The 17552-nt window shown below is 30.9% G+C and carries 22 protein-coding genes; all 22 read right to left on the bottom strand.

What is annotated here, in order from left to right; all coding sequences use genetic code 11:
• The coding region (locus RH82_RS16010; RefSeq protein WP_034062270.1) for a transposase at positions 1-495 on the bottom strand (495 nt) is incomplete at its 3' end.
• Positions 496-733: 238 nt separating this feature from the next.
• On the bottom strand, positions 734-2494 hold the full coding sequence (locus tag RH82_RS16005; protein ID WP_052158394.1) for a serine hydrolase: 1761 nt from the start codon (positions 2492-2494) through the stop codon (positions 734-736).
• A 178-nt stretch (positions 2495-2672) separates the two neighbouring features.
• Positions 2673-3413: a hypothetical protein gene (locus RH82_RS16000; RefSeq protein WP_034062268.1), complete on the bottom strand. Its 741-nt coding sequence runs from the start codon at positions 3411-3413 to the stop codon at positions 2673-2675.
• A 150-nt stretch (positions 3414-3563) separates the two neighbouring features.
• Positions 3564-4163 (bottom strand): hypothetical protein, encoded by a 600-nt coding sequence (locus RH82_RS15995; protein ID WP_034062266.1) that lies wholly within the window; start codon positions 4161-4163, stop codon positions 3564-3566.
• Positions 4164-4310: 147 nt separating this feature from the next.
• Positions 4311-4598 (bottom strand): type II toxin-antitoxin system RelE/ParE family toxin, encoded by a 288-nt coding sequence (locus RH82_RS15990; protein ID WP_034062264.1) that lies wholly within the window; start codon positions 4596-4598, stop codon positions 4311-4313.
• Positions 4591-4830: a ribbon-helix-helix domain-containing protein gene (locus RH82_RS15985; RefSeq protein WP_034057035.1), complete on the bottom strand. Its 240-nt coding sequence runs from the start codon at positions 4828-4830 to the stop codon at positions 4591-4593. The genes RH82_RS15990 and RH82_RS15985 overlap by 8 nt, the downstream gene beginning before the upstream one ends.
• Before the next feature lie 207 nt (positions 4831-5037).
• The gene (locus RH82_RS15980) at positions 5038-5355 is read right to left on the bottom strand and encodes a type II toxin-antitoxin system RelE/ParE family toxin (protein ID WP_034062262.1); all 318 of its coding nucleotides are present in this window, start codon (positions 5353-5355) and stop codon (positions 5038-5040) included.
• Complete coding sequence (locus tag RH82_RS15975) at positions 5346-5588, bottom strand: hypothetical protein (RefSeq protein ID WP_034062259.1); 243 nt, start codon at positions 5586-5588, stop codon at positions 5346-5348. The genes RH82_RS15980 and RH82_RS15975 overlap by 10 nt, the downstream gene beginning before the upstream one ends.
• Before the next feature lie 1009 nt (positions 5589-6597).
• Complete coding sequence (locus tag RH82_RS15970) at positions 6598-7044, bottom strand: GNAT family N-acetyltransferase (protein ID WP_034062258.1); 447 nt, start codon at positions 7042-7044, stop codon at positions 6598-6600.
• A gap of 780 nt (positions 7045-7824) precedes the next feature.
• On the bottom strand, positions 7825-8400 hold the full coding sequence (locus tag RH82_RS15965) for a hypothetical protein (protein ID WP_034062255.1): 576 nt from the start codon (positions 8398-8400) through the stop codon (positions 7825-7827).
• A gap of 54 nt (positions 8401-8454) precedes the next feature.
• Positions 8455-10008: an IS1182 family transposase gene (locus RH82_RS15960; RefSeq protein WP_052158393.1), complete on the bottom strand. Its 1554-nt coding sequence runs from the start codon at positions 10006-10008 to the stop codon at positions 8455-8457.
• 451 nt (positions 10009-10459) lie between these two features.
• Positions 10460-10927, bottom strand: coding sequence for a type II secretion system protein GspG (locus tag RH82_RS15950; protein WP_034062251.1), 468 nt, complete (start codon positions 10925-10927; stop codon positions 10460-10462).
• A gap of 160 nt (positions 10928-11087) precedes the next feature.
• Positions 11088-11576, bottom strand: coding sequence for a hypothetical protein (locus RH82_RS15945; RefSeq protein WP_034062248.1), 489 nt, complete (start codon positions 11574-11576; stop codon positions 11088-11090).
• A 48-nt stretch (positions 11577-11624) separates the two neighbouring features.
• A complete protein-coding gene (locus RH82_RS15940) occupies positions 11625-12476 on the bottom strand; it encodes an IS3 family transposase (protein WP_034059239.1) in 852 nt (283 codons plus the stop codon).
• Positions 12476-12847, bottom strand: a complete 372-nt coding sequence (locus RH82_RS15935) for a transposase (protein ID WP_034060699.1) — start codon at positions 12845-12847, stop codon at positions 12476-12478. Before RH82_RS15935 ends, RH82_RS15940 begins: the two co-directional genes overlap by 1 nt.
• A gap of 186 nt (positions 12848-13033) precedes the next feature.
• Complete coding sequence (locus tag RH82_RS15930; protein WP_034062246.1) at positions 13034-13714, bottom strand: ABC transporter ATP-binding protein; 681 nt, start codon at positions 13712-13714, stop codon at positions 13034-13036.
• A complete protein-coding gene (locus RH82_RS15925) occupies positions 13707-14627 on the bottom strand; it encodes a hypothetical protein (protein ID WP_052158392.1) in 921 nt (306 codons plus the stop codon). Before RH82_RS15925 ends, RH82_RS15930 begins: the two co-directional genes overlap by 8 nt.
• Before the next feature lie 55 nt (positions 14628-14682).
• Complete coding sequence (locus RH82_RS15920) at positions 14683-15489, bottom strand: IS3 family transposase (RefSeq protein WP_241148024.1); 807 nt, start codon at positions 15487-15489, stop codon at positions 14683-14685.
• Between the two features lie 58 nt (positions 15490-15547).
• Entirely contained in the window at positions 15548-15904 is a 357-nt protein-coding gene (locus tag RH82_RS15915; protein WP_081979203.1) for a transposase, read from the bottom strand.
• Between the two features lie 212 nt (positions 15905-16116).
• Positions 16117-16872 (bottom strand): DUF6090 family protein, encoded by a 756-nt coding sequence (locus RH82_RS18015; protein ID WP_156112516.1) that lies wholly within the window; start codon positions 16870-16872, stop codon positions 16117-16119.
• Between the two features lie 166 nt (positions 16873-17038).
• Positions 17039-17326, bottom strand: coding sequence for a type II toxin-antitoxin system RelE/ParE family toxin (locus RH82_RS15905; protein ID WP_034057032.1), 288 nt, complete (start codon positions 17324-17326; stop codon positions 17039-17041).
• Positions 17319-17552 (bottom strand): ribbon-helix-helix domain-containing protein (locus RH82_RS15900; RefSeq protein ID WP_052158390.1); only part of this gene is annotated, 234 nt, incomplete at its 5' end. The genes RH82_RS15900 and RH82_RS15905, both read right to left, overlap by 8 nt.

Below are 17552 nucleotides of genomic sequence, written 5' to 3'. Positions count from 1 at the left end.
AATATGTCTATCAATTTTCTTTTGGTTGTAATTGTTTTTCTTGGAGTTTTGTGCTCTAAGTTTGGTTCCATCACCCGCAAGTAAAACACCTCCAATAAGGTCTAGGTTCTTAGCAATATTTACAGTGGCTCTAAACACTTTTTTAATGGATTTTGGATTGTCCCTTCTAAAATTAGAGATGGTATTATGGTCTGGAACAAGTCCTTTTATAAGCCACATCAATTCCACATTTCTAATACATTCCTTTTCTAATGCTCGAGAAGATCTTATTTTATTAAGATAGCCGTAGATGTAAAGTTTTAATAAATCTTTTGGATGAAATGGCGGGCGACCATTTTTATTAAACCGAATATCTTTAAACCCCAAAGCAACAACATCTTGTGAATTTACAAAGGCATCAATAAAGCGTACAGGATTATTTTCTGCTATTAATTGTTCTATTGTTTCGGGAATTAAAACGGCTTGTTTTCTGTTAAAACCTTGAATATAGCTCATAACTAAAGATACAAATTATCAATGTTTTATACCAATATTTAAGTGCTCAGTTTTTAGACAGTCTGACGTTTGGTGTATGATTAGTTGCGTTTATTTAGCACTAAATGTAGTAAATAATGGCATATAGAAAGTCTTCGAGGACTTTCGTAAGTACCCTAAAACTAGCAATTAATTATACACGGTGTTGTGCTTTCGTTATTTTTCAATAGGTAAATTTCATATTATTCATTGTTTAAAATTAATCTATTCTTTTACCTTTCATTTCACGGCCTCCTTGAAAAAAGGTTACACTATCTATTTCGCCAGCATCATTTTTATTGAAGACTAATTGAGCATCAATTACTTTTAAATAAAATCCATTTTCTGATTTCGGAAATATATCAACTATCGATCGCCCTGTGGCTTGCGTTTTTAATTGATTTCCTTCTTTAGTAAACGTAAGAATAAATCCCGGTTGGAGTTCGTATTTGCCGATGTAAGTTTCTAAAATTGCATTGGATACTTTTACATCTTTTACCAAATCGCTTATATCATCCCCAAGTTTTTTTAGAGAATCAATACCGTTTTGGTTATTGGGGTTTAATGTCACCGATTTTCTATAATTTTTAACAGCTAGTTCTTTTTTTCCCAACTTCATCAAACTTTCTCCATAACTGTCGTAAGCCTTCGATGATGTGGGGAATTCTTTAGTGATAAGTTCAAACACTTTGCTGGCTTCTTCTTTTCTACCAGAACCCATAAGTAGATAACCCATTTCATTCATGTCTCTTGCACTTAAACTATAGGTTTCAGAGTCCTTAATACTATGATATTTTGATATTGCTTCATCAATACCTTTTTCTTCAATAACAGCCAATACCACATCGGCAACTGTTTGTTTAGGTATATGATATTCTTTACCATACATGATACCTCTTATAGCTCTTGTCATTTCGTAAAGCGGTGCATAACCAGTATTATTAAGAAGAACTACCAAAGATTTATCAGAAGTTGCTCTAGAAATATTAGTATTAAAACCATTGATACTACCATCATGACCTATGGTGTAAATACTATCTTTAGAAGATCCTATTTTATCATAACCAACTTCCCACCCATACGCATAATGCTTTTTGTCAAAAGCAGGGATATAAGGTTTAAAATACATAGTCATATATTCTTTAGGCAAAATGGTAGTGGTATATAAGGCTTGATCCCATTTATAAAGATCTTCAACAGTTGAATACAAAGAACCCGCTGCATAAGGAATCGTCATATCTAAGTAACTTGAATTTATATAATTTCCGTTTTCTTTTTCGTAACCTGCGGCTCTATTTTTTAAGATGTCCTTGTGGTTGTCATATCCAGTATCCTTCATGTTTAATGGAGTAAAAATTTTATCTTTAAGTATTTGTTCATAGCTCTTACCAGATAATTTTTCGATAAGAACCTCAAGAATAAAGTATCCTGAACTACTATAACTATATTTTTCACCAGGTTTAAAATCCAATTCCTTTTCATCAAACGTTTTTACAAATGCCTCTGGGCTATATGGATTACGACTTTCATCTTCCATAAACTTAGGAAATTCGGTATAATCTGGAATTCCAGAAGTATGTGTTAGTAAATGATGCGTGGTTATTATATCGCCACTGCCTTTAGGATAATCAGGAAGATAGGTAGTAATTGGTTCTTGTAAATCTAATTTACCTTCCGCCACTAATTGCAAAATCAGCATTGCGGTAAATTGTTTGGTGATAGAAGCTATAAGATGTTTAGTATTGGGTTGATTTGGAATATCCCATTCCATATTTGCCATGCCAAATCCTTTCTTATATATAACCTTTCCTTGTTCAGACACTAAAACTGAACCATTAAATTTACCATACTCTTCATAGGTAGTTAACAGTTTTTCTATTTGCTCAACTTTGGTTTGAGCAAAACCCATATTGCTTATCAATACTAAAAAAAGTATGAAAATACCATTTTTGTAAGTTGGATAATTCGAATTTAATTTCATAATCGAATATTTGATTAGTTATTAGTTGGTCTTTGTCTTGTACAACGTTTATGTATAAGAATAGTTGCGGGTTTGTATGCGAGGATTTTCCGAAGGAAAATCAGATGTAGCAAACACGCAACGACCTTTGATTAAGCACTAAACCGCAATTATTTTTATACGGTGTTAGCAAACGTTTTTATTCAGTCAATTCGTAATATTTAAATCGACTTTCTTTTTTGTTTTCTCTTTTAAACCCTTTTGCATCTTTGTGTTTAGGGATTTCCAAAACTTTATTTTCAATTTCTCTATTTCTTATTTCAACTAATCTGTATTCTTCGTACGAGTCAGCATTTTTCACTTCTAACTTGTAATAATAAAGTATTGAGTTGTTCAATTCAGTCGCTATTTCTTTTGGATGGATTTGTTCTCCGATATTTCTCAATATATTCCTGTTGTCAGTAAATTTGAAGCTATTAAATTCCGAATAAATATAAGTTTCCTTTCCGTATTGTCTTTCCACGAAAAGTTTTTTTAATTGACATTCTTTGTTCTTAAAGTTAAGAATTGTGTCAGACTTTGATAAAGAAACTATGTTTCCAAAATGAGAGTTTTCTCGATTATATAATTTTCCAAAATTTAAATTATCCTCATTCATTGAGAGGCTTTTTGATTTACTCAAGTTGTCTTTGTAGATAACATATACTTTTTTCAAAGAATCTATAAAAAGTATTTTTTCGTAACCTTTTTTGTTAGTCAATTTTATGTAATTCTTGTTCTTATAAGTTACTTTGAGAGTATCATAATATTTTCTAGATTCTGAATAGTTTTTAGAATTCATTTTCATATCGTGATGATAAATCAATTCTCCTTCAAATACTTTTTCAGTAGATGATTGATTAATCAATAAAAGACAAAAAATTAATGTAAATATTCTCATTTCTCAAATGTTTGCTAACGTTGTTGTATAAGGTTAGGTGCGTGGTTAAGCAACTAAATTAGTAAATAAATACTAACTAGAAAATCCGAAGGGATTTTCGTAAACAAGCTAAAACTAGCACTTAATTTTATACGGTGTTGTAAAACGTTTTTATTCCTCAATTATTCGGATTATTCCGCTATCCTCAAACATAAATGAAAAATTCGTTTTTATATTCAGTTCGTTAATATTAGTAATTATTTTAAGTAAGAGTTTTTTCGTCTCTATAATGTTTTTAGTACTGTCAACATTTATACTTATCATTCGTTTTTCCTTTGATGAAGGATAGTTTTTGTCGTCATTCGGGTTTCTCAGATGATTAGTTAAAACCATTTTCAGACTTTCGATTGGGTATTGTAATTCATAATTTACTGTTATACTATCAGTACTTATATAAACTATTTCTCTTAATTTATAGTCAAATATATCCGCACAAAACTGTAATGGTTGAATATTATAAATCTTTGTGTCAGTTTTGAGTTTAAATAAAGCGTAATTTTTATTACAGTCTATTTTGTTTTGAATTTTTATTATCTCGTTAAAATTTGAAAGAGTATCTAAATCATATTCAATAAATTTATTATCGACCAATCTAAATGTCAAAAAATTTTGCTCGGGCTTTTCATTTTTCTGATGATTTTTTTCGCTATTATTTTGTCCGCAACTTATCAGCAGAAAAATAAATATTGGTATGAAGAATGATACTTTCAAATGTTTTACAACGTGCTCGTGTATGGCACGTTGTTTTGGTTAAGGACTAAATTAGCAAAAAGAAACGAGCCAGAGGAAAATCCGCAGGATTTTCCGAGTACACACAAAGCAAACAATGGGTTATACACGTTGTTGGAAACTATTTCTTTAAAGAATATTATTCAAATCTTGTCTTCCAATTATTGTCATTATTTCAACAACATCTTCGTTTACTTTGTAGAAAATACTGTCAGATCCGCAAACACAACGTCGATATCCTTTCTTTATAAAATCAACCGATTCAAATGAAAACGGTCTTTGTACAATTATGTCAAAATATTCAAAAAAAGAGTCATAGTATTTATCCGCTTGAGTTATTCCGAATTTTCTAACTCCGTAATGATGAATTCTTATCAAGTCCTCTTTCTCAGTATTACTTATTTTAAATTCAGCCATTGAGTAAGTTCTTTGATTGCTTTAGAATTTGTGCTTTACTATCAGAAGTAAACCCACTATTTTCAGCTCTTTCGAGTTTGGTCCTAATCCAATCAATTTGAACTTGTTGACTTCTTGCTTGTCTAATTAAATCGTTGACTAATTCACTTTTGCTTGAATATTCTTTGTTGTCAACTTGATTTTTAAGCCATTCATCATTGGGTTTTGTAAATGATATACTTTGCCTTGCCATAACATCTTGTTTTGATGTAAATTTACACCAAATATGAATCAAACGCAAATTTTTCCTAATATTGTTGCCAACGTTGTTGTATAAGGTTAGTTGCGTGTTTTAAGCAGGGAAGTTAGTAAATAAAACACGAACAAAGAAAGTCCGTTTGGACTTTCGTAAATTGGCTAAAACCAGCAATTAATTTTATACGGTGTTGGCAATCTGGCATTATTTCGCTCGCTTAATTTTCGGTGGATTTTGTCGAGTATCAAATACATCATTAATTTCAACCCAATTTTTGTCGGTATTTATCCAATAAATAATTTTATAATTATTAAACACTAAATATCTAAAATTTTGTTTCCTTCCTTTTAATAATTCCTCAATTTGCCCAATTTCTGGTTGAGTTTTTAATTTTAGAGTTTCATTATAAATTCCCTCAACTATTTTTTTAGCAACTTGATAATTTGCTTTTCTGTTATAATATTTAAAAATTTCAGTGAGTTCTTTTTCGGAAAATTCAGTCCAATATATTTTTAACTCCATTGTTCCATTTTGGCTTTTAAATCACTAGCCTCAATTAACTTTCCGTTTTCTGAATCATTCATTGATTGGTCAATCCTCAAATTAAATTCATTAATAGACATTGGTTTAAAATCAATATTTTCAGCATTGCTCTTTCCTTTTCTCAATATATTTTCAAGCCTAGAAATAACTTCTTCACTTTGAATTTTAAGAAATTCTTGCATAAACTCTATTTTTCTTGATTGTATGTCCATTGTTATAACTTTTTTCAAATATACAAAATTTTCAAATTCAGAACGATTTTTTGTTTTTGGAACGGTTTTTTTTGCTTGTTGCCAACGGGTTTGTATATCGCGTGTTGCGTTTTCCAGTTACTAAGTTAGTTAAATTTACTAGATTTTCTTTCACCTAGTTTTGTCAGATATAATTCGAATCTAGCAATGCGCGATATACATTGTTATCTACTTTTGCGACACGTCCCAGTTAATCCGTACTGTTCGGGCGTTTGGCTATTTACAGTGTCTTAAATCGAATGTTTCTCGTTTATAACTACTAAAAAATCTGATGTTTAAACACTTTATCACAACAAAAGGCTTAAACGAGTTTGAATTGACATACAGTTCAGCCGTTTGCTTTTTTACGCCTCGCAATCATATGTTTCTCGATTAGAATTAAGCAAAAATCTGATGGTTAAACACTTTACTACAACAATATCCTAATCCGAGTTTGATTGGCCGTACAGTTCAGCCGTTTTGTTTTTTTACGTCTCGCAATCACATGTTTCCCGATTAGTATTAATAGAAATTTTAAAGTTTAAACCTTTTAGCACAACAGTAAGTCAATCCGAGTTTAAATAAGAGAGTGGAGTAGGGCTTTAAAAAATTCCGATAATAGCAGATTCAGAAGTTTCTATTTAGTTCAAAACAACCTTTTGAAACCAAATCAGCAGCATCTATTTATATCAGAATTCACACGAATACAAACTCAATCGCAACTCATTTAAACGTGCACATGATTGCAACGGAGCGATTATAGATAACGGGTTTGTATAAGATTTGTGGCGCCTGGCGCAGCGTGCGGATTGAAGCGGCAAACCAGAGCCTTATCTTCTTTCCTCCAAATTAACTGAGCCGCGTGCGAATCAGCAAGGCAAACGAGTTCGTATTTTTCGGAAGTACAATTTACTAATATTTGTTCAAAATATTCAATTATTGATACGTTAGCGCCATAAATTTTATACTTTGTTGTACGTTCGTTTTTTTGTTATAAATCTTTTGCAAGACAGAGGCTATCAGGAATATCCTTTAGTTTACCATACTTTTTAATTAAACAGTAACCATTCCTTTCATAAAGTTTACTTGCCTGTGGTTGTTTAGACCCCATAAAGAGTATACATTTGATACTTCCTAACTCTCTGGACCAGTTTTCTAATTCAGATAAAATATTTTCTCCGATTCTTTGACCTCTAACTTCGGGAGAAACATACATTCTTTTTATTTCCATAGAATTTAAATCATATTTAGAGATAGCGCCACAACCAATTGCTTTGTCTTTTTTTAAAACCAAAACAACATATTTTAAATTAGTAATTGTATTAAATTGAGATAAAGGATGAGTCTTTCCATCCCTTTTGGCAAGGTCTGAATTCAGTAATTGAACTAGCCTTTTAAATTCCAGATTCTGAGAATTGGTTCTTATTATCTCTATCATATTTCGGGAAAGTGCATGAATAAAAATGACGTACAACGGTAACGTATATAACCTGTGGCGTTTTAAGCATAGATTATTCAGCTAAGATAATCATTCTCTTTAGGATTATCTTGATGAATGACTATGCCGCCATGGGTTATATGCGCAGTTATGTTTAGTAATTTAGCAGGGATCTTAGAATGGAAGAATTACGGAGTAAGTCCGATGCAACTTAATTATTTTTCATTCAATTTTGTTTTTAGAGCTTATGTGTTTTAGCCATCGGGGGCTAAAATAAGCGTCAGTTTTAAAATCGGAAGTCGTAATTCTTAAATTCAGCCAACTAGTGGGGTTTAAATCAGTCAGATAGCTTGACATTCAAATTTGAATTGGCTACCTTAGTCAAGCTTTAAACGTTCCCAACGTTCTGAGAGTGCGAACTCTCAACGATGAAATCGAAAAGCTTGCCGGCCTAACTTGCTGCTCAAGTCAGTCCAATCTAACCCCCACTAGTTGTCCTTTCAATAGACCCTTCCGAAAAAATAGAATGAAATCCGTAAAGTCGTGACTTATTAAACCTAACGGGTTTGTATAAGATTTGTGGCGCCTGGCGCAGCGTGCGGCTTGAAGCGGTTACGACTTTACTATTAATATTAGTTCCAAAGGTTCCGAGCCGCGTGCGAATCAGCAGGGCAAGCTACCTCGTAACTATCGGAAGTACAATTTACTAATATTTGCTCAAACTACTCAATTATTGATGAGTAGCGCCATAAATTTTATACGTTGTTACCTACAGTATTTTTAATTCAGTTGCGTATATATTAAATCCAAGAATAATTTCCGATACATTATTAATTGAAATTTATCTTCTGGAATTTTATTCAGCACGTCAGTTAAATATTCACTATCAGTTTTTAAATCTCCGGAAGCTTCAAATTTGTTATAAGCTAATCCAAGTTCAAATTGCCAACTTGAATTATCTAAAATTTTTAGTTGTTCAAATAAATAACCATAGCAAGATAAATGAGAATTAATCGGAAATAACAAATATGGGTCAAATCCTAAATCCGATTTAAGTTTATCAAAAAATTCAGGTTTTATTTCTTTCCGACTTACTTTCTTTAATAATTCCGAATATCCGTTTTTGCTTATTTCAGTCAGATATTTTTCTTGAATTAGTGAATTTTCTAATAGGCTATGAATATTCTGTTTGTAAATCAGTTTCCCCTCAATCGGTCCAACTTCGGTTACGAGTCGATTATATTTGATTTCAGAGCATAATTCAAACTTTTCATCCGCAATTAAGTCAGTCGTGTTTTTAGTTGAACCACAAGCTGTGATTAAAGTCAGAATTATTATTTGAAGCAGTTTTTTCAATATTGTAGGTAACGGCAGTTCGTCTAAAAACCGCCAATAATTTTATAAATTTATTCAAAAATAAGCTATTTGTTTGGTTGTACTTTTAGGGGATGCATTTTCAATAAAATATACAGTTAACTTTTTTAAGTGTTCAAAAGACTTTAAAAGCTTATTTAGGCGTTTTTTTATACCTATTTCTAGCCAAAATAAGATGATATGTTTGATCAATCGATCAATACCAATACTATTCATAATTCTTTTTAGATTGTATGCAATGAAAATAAAGCCAACGTCCGCAGAGGCTCTTTCTTTGGTTTTTTTGGTCATAATGTGGTCAAATCCCCATTGCCTTTTCATAGTGCCAAAAGGATGCTCTACTATGGCTTGTCTTTGTGCGTATATTTCTGGATTTTTGCTAATGTTATTTTTGTTTATATCGAGCGCCTCTGCAAACTCGTGTCGTTCAATGATTCTTTGATATTTGGCTTTGGTGCAATCGTTTTTTACTGGACATAATTTACAATTTTTGGTTTTATATTGTTTTACTCGATACACTCTTTTGTTGTACCAATTTCCATTAGTTTTTAATGTTTCACCGGCAGGACAGCAATAAGTGTCTTGTGCTTTATTGTAAATAAATTTCACTAACTTATAGGCTTTATCAGGAAGCATTAGAAGCAGGGTTATGGAACACAAAACGTGAGTGGTTAGCTTCCAAGTTTTTTGAGATTTATGAATTTGCTCCGCAGTATAATAACCTTTATCAAATACAGCATCAAAGGTGTTGTTACCCACTATTTCAATCGCATTTTCTACCATGGAAGTCATAGCGTGCTTATCGTTATTATTGGTGAGATCGTAATCAATAGGGATTTTATGTTTATGGTCTACAGTAGATTGTACATTATAACAAACTTCGGTAACAACTCCTCTAATAACAAGCTGTCTAGCTTCTGGGTCTGAGCTAGAGAATTGTTTTTCACCTGTTTGTTTTAATTGTTTTTCAATAGCTTGATACTGTTTCTTGTGTTTGTTTTGTTTGGCAATTTTTGTTTCAATCACTTTTTTCTTATCACCATCAGCAGTTTCTAATGCATTACAATATTGAGCAAGCTTCGTTTCTATGTAGGCAATATGTCTATCAATTTTCTTTTGGTTGTAATTGTTTTTCTTGGAGTTTTGTGCTCTAAGTTTGGTTCCATCACCCGCAAGTAAAACACCTCCAATAAGGTCTAGGTTCTTAGCAATATTTACAGTGGCTCTAAACACTTTTTTAATGGATTTTGGATTGTCCCTTCTAAAATTAGAGATGGTATTATGGTCTGGAACAAGTCCTTTTATAAGCCACATCAATTCCACATTTCTAATACATTCCTTTTCTAATGCTCGAGAAGATCTTATTTTATTAAGATAGCCGTAGATGTAAAGTTTTAATAAATCTTTTGGATGAAATGGCGGGCGACCATTTTTATTAAACCGAATATCTTTAAACCCCAAAGCAACAACATCTTGTGAATTTACAAAGGCATCAATAAAGCGTACAGGATTATTTTCTGCTATTAATTGTTCTATTGTTTCGGGAATTAAAACGGCTTGTTTTCTGTTAAAACCTTGAATGTAGCTCATAACTAAAGATACAAATTATCAATGTTTTATACCAATATTTAAGTGCTCAGTTTTTAGACAGTCTGACGTGATGTGTATGGTTAGGTGCGTGGTTAAGCAACTAATTTAGTAAACAAATACGGACTAGGGAAAATTCCAGCGGAATTTTCCAGATAAGCACTTGCCAAAGCAATTAATTATACACCGTGTTGTAGCACGTTTTTATTTTTTCAATTGTTTTTTAGGTTTTTCTCGTATTAATAGAAAACTCAAAATTATAATAGTACCTATTCCGATTAATAATAATCCATATTTCATTAATCCTGTGAAAATAAATGTAGGTAATCCACTATAGCGACCTTTATTTGATTCTTCAACGAGTTTAGATATGATGTCAGAATTCTCTAATAAAAAGTAACAGACAATACAGAATAAGCTAATTATATAAAGTCTTATAATTTTAAATTTTCTTTTATTCTGATTTAATGTCATCTTCAGTATGAAATTTTCCATCCGAACCAGCAGACGTGATTAAAAATCGTTTTCCGTTTTCCGTAATCGTAAATTCATATTCTCGATTCCAAGCGTCTTTTTTCCATTCTTGTCTTAAAGGACTATTTCCGATTAATTCATTGAGTTCCGTGGGATATTTTCCGAACTTTTCATTCCAGTTTTCCATTCTGTTGCTCATTTCCGATATTTCTTTTTCGGTTTTTTCTGGAAATACAGATGTTCTTTGATAAGTGAAAAATAAAATAGCACTTAAACTTCCAATAATTAAAACAGCAATAAACATTAATGCACTTGGTTGCATAAAATATTTTTGAATAGGTCTTTTAATTCCATCTTTTTTTTCCTTTTTACTTATCCGTTTTTGATGTTTATAATCTTCACGAATTAGTCCAAATTCCGCTAAAGTCGAAAGTATTAGTTCTATCATTCCGTTCGTTTCTCAAATGTGCTACAACGTTGTTGTGTATGATTTCGTTGCGTGTTTCAGCACTAAAGTTAGCAAATAAATCACAGATAGAAAGTCCGCGAGGACTTTCGTAAGTAGGCTATAACTAGCAATGAATTATACACGGTGTTGTAGCCAGTTTTTATTCAGATTTTTCATTTAACGAATATATTCTACAATTTTTAATAACTTCCTTGTCAGAATTACTTAAGTTGTGAAAGTTCTTCCCAAAACAATCAGCAATTGCATACATAGTTGCACCTTGATAATCGATAGGTCTGGAATCCACAGGATGATAAGTGGCATCAGATATGACAAATATTATTTCTGACATATTTTCTTTGATAGCATTTAGATAGCTTATAAAAAATTGCAATGTTTTCTCAATTTCATTTCGAAATATTAATGGAAGTTGATTTTCAGAAATATTATAAACAATTTTATTTCTTTTAAATTCTTCTTTGGAATTATGAATTTCAAGTTCAATATGTGCGTAATGTCCAGTATATTTTTTTATAAATCCAATTCCTTTTACTGGCTTGAAATCCCACATTTTAATTATTCCATCAAGTCCATTTAAAGCTTTGGAATAATGAATTGAAACTCCTAAATATTTTTCGCTTTTGCTCATTTTTTTTTAATGTCTTGTCCTGAAATATGGCTACAGGTTAAAATTGAATTAAGCTGATAATTGATATACCATATTTGGTGTTTTATAATCTAAAGATAAATGTAATCTTACTTCGTTGTATAAATTAATTGCATTTTTTGCAGCTCTCTTTGCGTGTGCTGGGTTATCAAAGGTTTGGTCTAGATAAAACTCATCTTTTAATATACCATTTACACGTTCTGCCATGGCGTTTTCGTAACAATGATTTTCTTCGGTCATACTAATGTCTACCTTTTTTCTTTTGAGTATTTGTGTGTATACATTACTGCAATACTGTATTCCTCTATCAGAGTGGTGTATGAGTCCTTTAATGTTTTTAGCTTGATAAATAGCCTTATTAAGTGCTCTGACGCATCCTTTTAGTTCCAAGCTGTCACTCAGGTCATAACCCACTATTTTCCTAGAATACATATCAGTTATTAAAGCTAAGTAACAAAATCCTTTTACGGTTCTAATGTATGTTATATCAGAAACCCAAACTTGATTTGGTCTTGTGATTTCTAGGTCTTTTATACTATTGTTATACTTATAAAACCGATGATATGAGTTCGTTGTTCTGGCGCTGGTTTTCCTTCTAAGTGTTAGCATTTGGTGTTTTCTAAGAATATTAAATAGCGTGTCTCTACCAACTTTAATATTGGCTTTAGTAAAATCTATGTTTAATGATTTCACAAGTTTTCTCACACCTTCTCTAGGAAGAGATTTGCGTCTTTTTCTAACAATGTTTATAATCTGTTGTTCCAGTTCTAAATGCTTATCAGCTCTAGATTTGTATTTGTAATACGCATCTCGTTTAAGTCCAAAACAACTAGCTATAGTTGAAAGAGAAGCAAATCTCTTAGATTTCTCTTTAGCTTTAATTAAGGCTTTATACTTAGCTTTTTTTTTAGTTCATTAACTGATTTATAGCCAAGATCTTCAGCAGCTACTTCAAGATAAGAATCCTGCACCATAGCATCGAGATCCTTTTTAAGAAGTAGCTTTTTAAGCTGTTCAATCTCTTTTTGTAGCCCTTTAATTCTAGATATTTCGTCTTTAGTTTCCACTTTTACTCTGGTATTCATTAAGTCTTTACGATTGTACTTTTTAATCCACACATTAACTGTTGTAGGTGCAATAGAGTAGAGCTTACAAAGTTCGCTCTTTGTGTGTTTTCCGATTGTAAGTTCGGCTAAAATTTTTAATTTAAAAGGTTCACTGTAACGTCTAATTACTTTGTCATTTCTATACATAATGTTTAAAATTATGTAGCCTTATTTCAGGACGGGTCAAAATGTTGGGTAACGTGTTTGTGTATGATTAGTTGCGTGTTTTAAGCACTAAAGTTAGTAAATAAATCACAGATATAAAGTCCGCGAGAACTTTCGTAAATTGGCTAAAACCAGCAATTAATTATACACGGTGTTGCCAACCGTTATTTATTTCAATTCAAGTTTGTCAATTCTATTTCCGACCGTAAATTCTTTCATTTCATTTTCAAGTTTATTAAAATCTGCTTGTTCTACTTTCTTAACAATTTCTCCATTTTTCATTAAATAGATTTCGTCACAAGTTTCCGCTAAAGTTGAAAATATATGAGATGAAATAATTACTGTTTTCTCTAATTTTTTAAATCTTTTTATTATTTCAGTTATTATTAAATTACTTTGAATATCAACTCCATTAAAAGGTTCGTCAAGAATAAACACATTATTTTCCTGTAAAAGTATTGCAGTTAAAGCCAGTTTTTTTTTCATTCCAGTAGAGTAGGTTGAAGCATATTGTTTTAATGGTAAATCAAATATGTTTTTATCCTCAATATTGGTTAGTTCTATTTGTCTTGCGTTGGCAAGTAGTTGTATATATTCTTTTCCAGTAATTTTAGAGAAAAAGAATGGCTCTGTTAATAAAAGTCCTAAATGGTCTTTTAATTTAGTATAGTCAGATGTGATATTTCCTTTATAGTTTTCGAGTCCAGAAATACACCTAAATAGAGTTGTTTTTCCTGCTCCATTTTCTCCAACAATTCCATATATTTTACCTTTCTTAAATTCTAAATCTATTGAATTTAAAACTTGTTTTTTACCATAAAACTTTGATAATTTTTCTATTTTAATCATTTAAAATGGAATTTAATTTTGTAATCGATTGTGAATAAAAAAGAGGAATAAATATTAAAAGTATTGGTGGAAACATAAAACTTATTACAATTAAAATTCCTTGAGACATATTTATTATGTTTGGAAAGGACGAATATTTAGCAAATATTATTGTCGTGAGATAAGCATAGCACAAAAGAAATAATACAATTAAAATATCTATTTGATTAAAAAAACAGACAGCTAAAGTAATTATAATTGGCAAGCTTAAAAGTGAAAAATAAATTAAGCAAGTTTTAGTCTTTTCTAATAAAAATTCTTTCGATGACAAATTGTAGTTCCAAACAAAATATTCGTTTTCCATTTTTGAATAATAAGAAAAACAAGTTATTCCAATTAATAGCATAGAAAAAACACCAAGGTTAAAATTTCCGACTGATACTGAAATATAAGTTAATAAATAAGCTATTGGAAAAACATAAAATGTTTTTCTAAAGCCAACTGTAAATTCAAAAGGTTTTTTACTGAATGGTGTTGGAATTGTTACATTTAGATTTGTGCTAAAGTTGAACAACATTATAATAATGACACAGAAATTTAATATTACAGAAAAGACAAATTGTTTTTGATAAATTAAAAAAAGAGTAAAAGGCAAACAATAAATAATATTTTCTAATATTCTCAATTTTTTGTAATTGTATTTATTAAATATAGATTTTAAAAAATCATTTCTTTTAGGTTCACTTAATTTTGAAACGAAACTTAATGCAAGTAATCCATAAACATAATTAGCAAATTCTGTTTTTTCAAATAAGTAATTAGATAATAAAACAAATACAAATGGTAAAAGTGTATATCCAATCAAAAGAGGAAGTCCGAAACCAATCATTTTCCTGTTTAGCATTTTAAATTGAAGTAGGAAATATTCTTTCATTCGCAATTTTTATCTAATGTCTTGTCCTGAAATATGGCTACAGGTTAAAATTGAATTAAGCTGATAATTGATATACCATATTTGGTGTTTTATAATCTAAAGATAAATGTAATCTTACTTCGTTGTATAAATTAATTGCATTTTTTGCAGCTCTCTTTGCGTGTGCTGGGTTATCAAAGGTTTGGTCTAGATAAAACTCATCTTTTAATATACCATTTACACGTTCTGCCATGGCGTTTTCGTAACAATGATTTTCTTCGGTCATACTAATGTCTACCTTTTTTCTTTTGAGTATTTGTGTGTATACATTACTGCAATACTGTATTCCTCTATCAGAGTGGTGTATGAGTCCTTTAATGTTTTTAGCTTGATAAATAGCCTTATTAAGTGCTCTGACGCATCCTTTTAGTTCCAAGCTGTCACTCAGGTCATAACCCACTATTTTCCTAGAATACATATCAGTTATTAAAGCTAAGTAACAAAATCCTTTTACGGTTCTAATGTATGTTATATCAGAAACCCAAACTTGATTTGGTCTTGTGATTTCTAGGTCTTTTATACTATTGTTATACTTATAAAACCGATGATATGAGTTCGTTGTTCTGGCGCTGGTTTTCCTTCTAAGTGTTAGCATTTGGTGTTTTCTAAGAATATTAAATAGCGTGTCTCTACCAACTTTAATATTGGCTTTAGTAAAATCTATGTTTAATGATTTCACAAGTTTTCTCACACCTTCTCTAGGAAGAGATTTGCGTCTTTTTCTAACAATGTTTATAATCTGTTGTTCCAGTTCTAAATGCTTATCAGCTCTAGATTTGTATTTGTAATACGCATCTCGTTTAAGTCCAAAACAACTAGCTATAGTTGAAAGAGAAGCAAATCTCTTAGATTTCTCTTTAGCTTTAATTAAGGCTTTATACTTAGCTTTTTTTTAGTTCATTAACTGATTTATAGCCAAGATCTTCAGCAGCTACTTCAAGATAAGAATCCTGCACCATAGCATCGAGATCCTTTTTAAGAAGTAGCTTTTTAAGCTGTTCAATCTCTTTTTGTAGCCCTTTAATTCTAGATATTTCGTCTTTAGTTTCCACTTTTACTCTGGTATTCATTAAGTCTTTACGATTGTACTTTTTAATCCACACATTAACTGTTGTAGGTGCAATAGAGTAGAGCTTACAAAGTTCGCTCTTTGTGTGTTTTCCGATTGTAAGTTCGGCTAAAATTTTTAATTTAAAAGGTTCACTGTAACGTCTAATTACTTTGTCATTTCTATACATAATGTTTAAAATTATGTAGCCTTATTTCAGGACGGGTCAAAATTAACCACAACGTTGTTGTATATGGTTTGTTGCGTGTTTCAAGCAACCAATTTAGTAAATAATTACCGACCAAGAAAGTCCGCGAGGACTTTCATAAGTAAACAATAAGCCAGCAATAAATTATATACGGTGTTGTGCTTTCGTTATATTCTGCACTTTGTTTTACTGAATTATATATATCTATTCTCTAATTCTTTTTTAATTAGTTCTTTTAGATTACTGGATGTGTCACTGATTCTATCAATGCGTCTTAAAATATCGAAAAGTGCACTTGTTTTTTTAAAAAATTCTCTCATAAGCTCGCCATACGCTTCCGATTCGGTATTTAATAACCATGCGTTATTCTTTAAAGCATAATCTAGTCCTTTTATATAATAATCTAATTGTGCCTTTTTATGGCCGTGATGAATATCATTAGACACTTTATAGATACTTTCATTTATTTTCATGATGTAAAAATCTTCTCTCTCACAAAGCTTATAATAGGTTTCAATAGCTATTAATAGCGTATCTGATTTTAAGGTATGTAGGTTGCCTGTGTTTTTCATTTGCTCAAATGTTGAGCTGCTCAAATTAAGTCTACTAGCATTAAATCCTGGGTGTTTTAAGTAAGGTTCTACATTGTGTTGCTTAACACCAATTAACAAAGTGTCATATAATTTCATATTTTGTTCTTTAATGTCATTTAACTTACTATACAGAGTATCTAATCTGTTCGTATTGTAGTCTAATTCTGCATCTAATTTTTTGAGAAAAGAGGTTCTGATATTCTCGTTTTGACGTTCGGTGTTCCAATTGTTAATTTGTAATGCAATCAAAATCCCAATTACGACAAGTACAATTTCTCCAATTGCATACTTAAAATACTTTCCAGTTTTGTTTTCCATCAGCAAGTTTTGTCTTATTTTTCTAAAGAATTTTATCATTGGTTAGCGGTTTGTCATAATGAAGCACAACGTGCTCGTGTATGGCACGTTGTTTTGGTTAAGGACTAAATTAGCAAAAAGAAACGAGCCAGAGGAAAATCCGCAGGATTTTCCGAGTACACACAAAGCAAACAATGGGTTATACACGTTGTTGGCAACTGTATCTTTAAAGAATGTTATTCAAATCTTGTCTTCCAATTATTGTCATTATTTCAACAACATCTTCGTTTACTTTGTAGAAAATACTGTCAGATCCGCAAACACAACGTCGATATCCTTTCTTTATAAAATCAACCGATTCAAATGAAAACGGTCTTTGTACAATTATGTCAAAATATTCAAAAAAAGAGTCATAGTATTTATCCGCTTGAGTTATTCCGAATTTTCTAACTCCGTAATGATGAATTCTTATCAAGTCCTCTTTCGCAGTATTACTTATTTTAAATTCAGCCATTGAGTAAGTTCTTTGATTGCTTTAGAATTTGTGCTTTACTATCAGAAGTAAACCCACTATTTTCAGCTCTTTCGAGTTTGGTCCTAATCCAATCAATTTGAACTTGTTGACTTCTTGCTTGTCTAATTAAATCGTTGACTAATTCACTTTTGCTTGAATATTCTTTGTTGTCAACTTGATTTTTAAGCCATTCATCATTGGGTTTTGTAAAGGATATACTTTGCCT

The sequence above is a fragment of the Lacinutrix jangbogonensis genome (assembly GCF_000797445.1).
GTDB lineage: Bacteria > Bacteroidota > Bacteroidia > Flavobacteriales > Flavobacteriaceae > Lacinutrix > Lacinutrix jangbogonensis.
The sequence above is the reverse complement of the archived record's forward strand: the minus strand, read 5'-3'. Positions and strand labels throughout refer to the sequence as shown.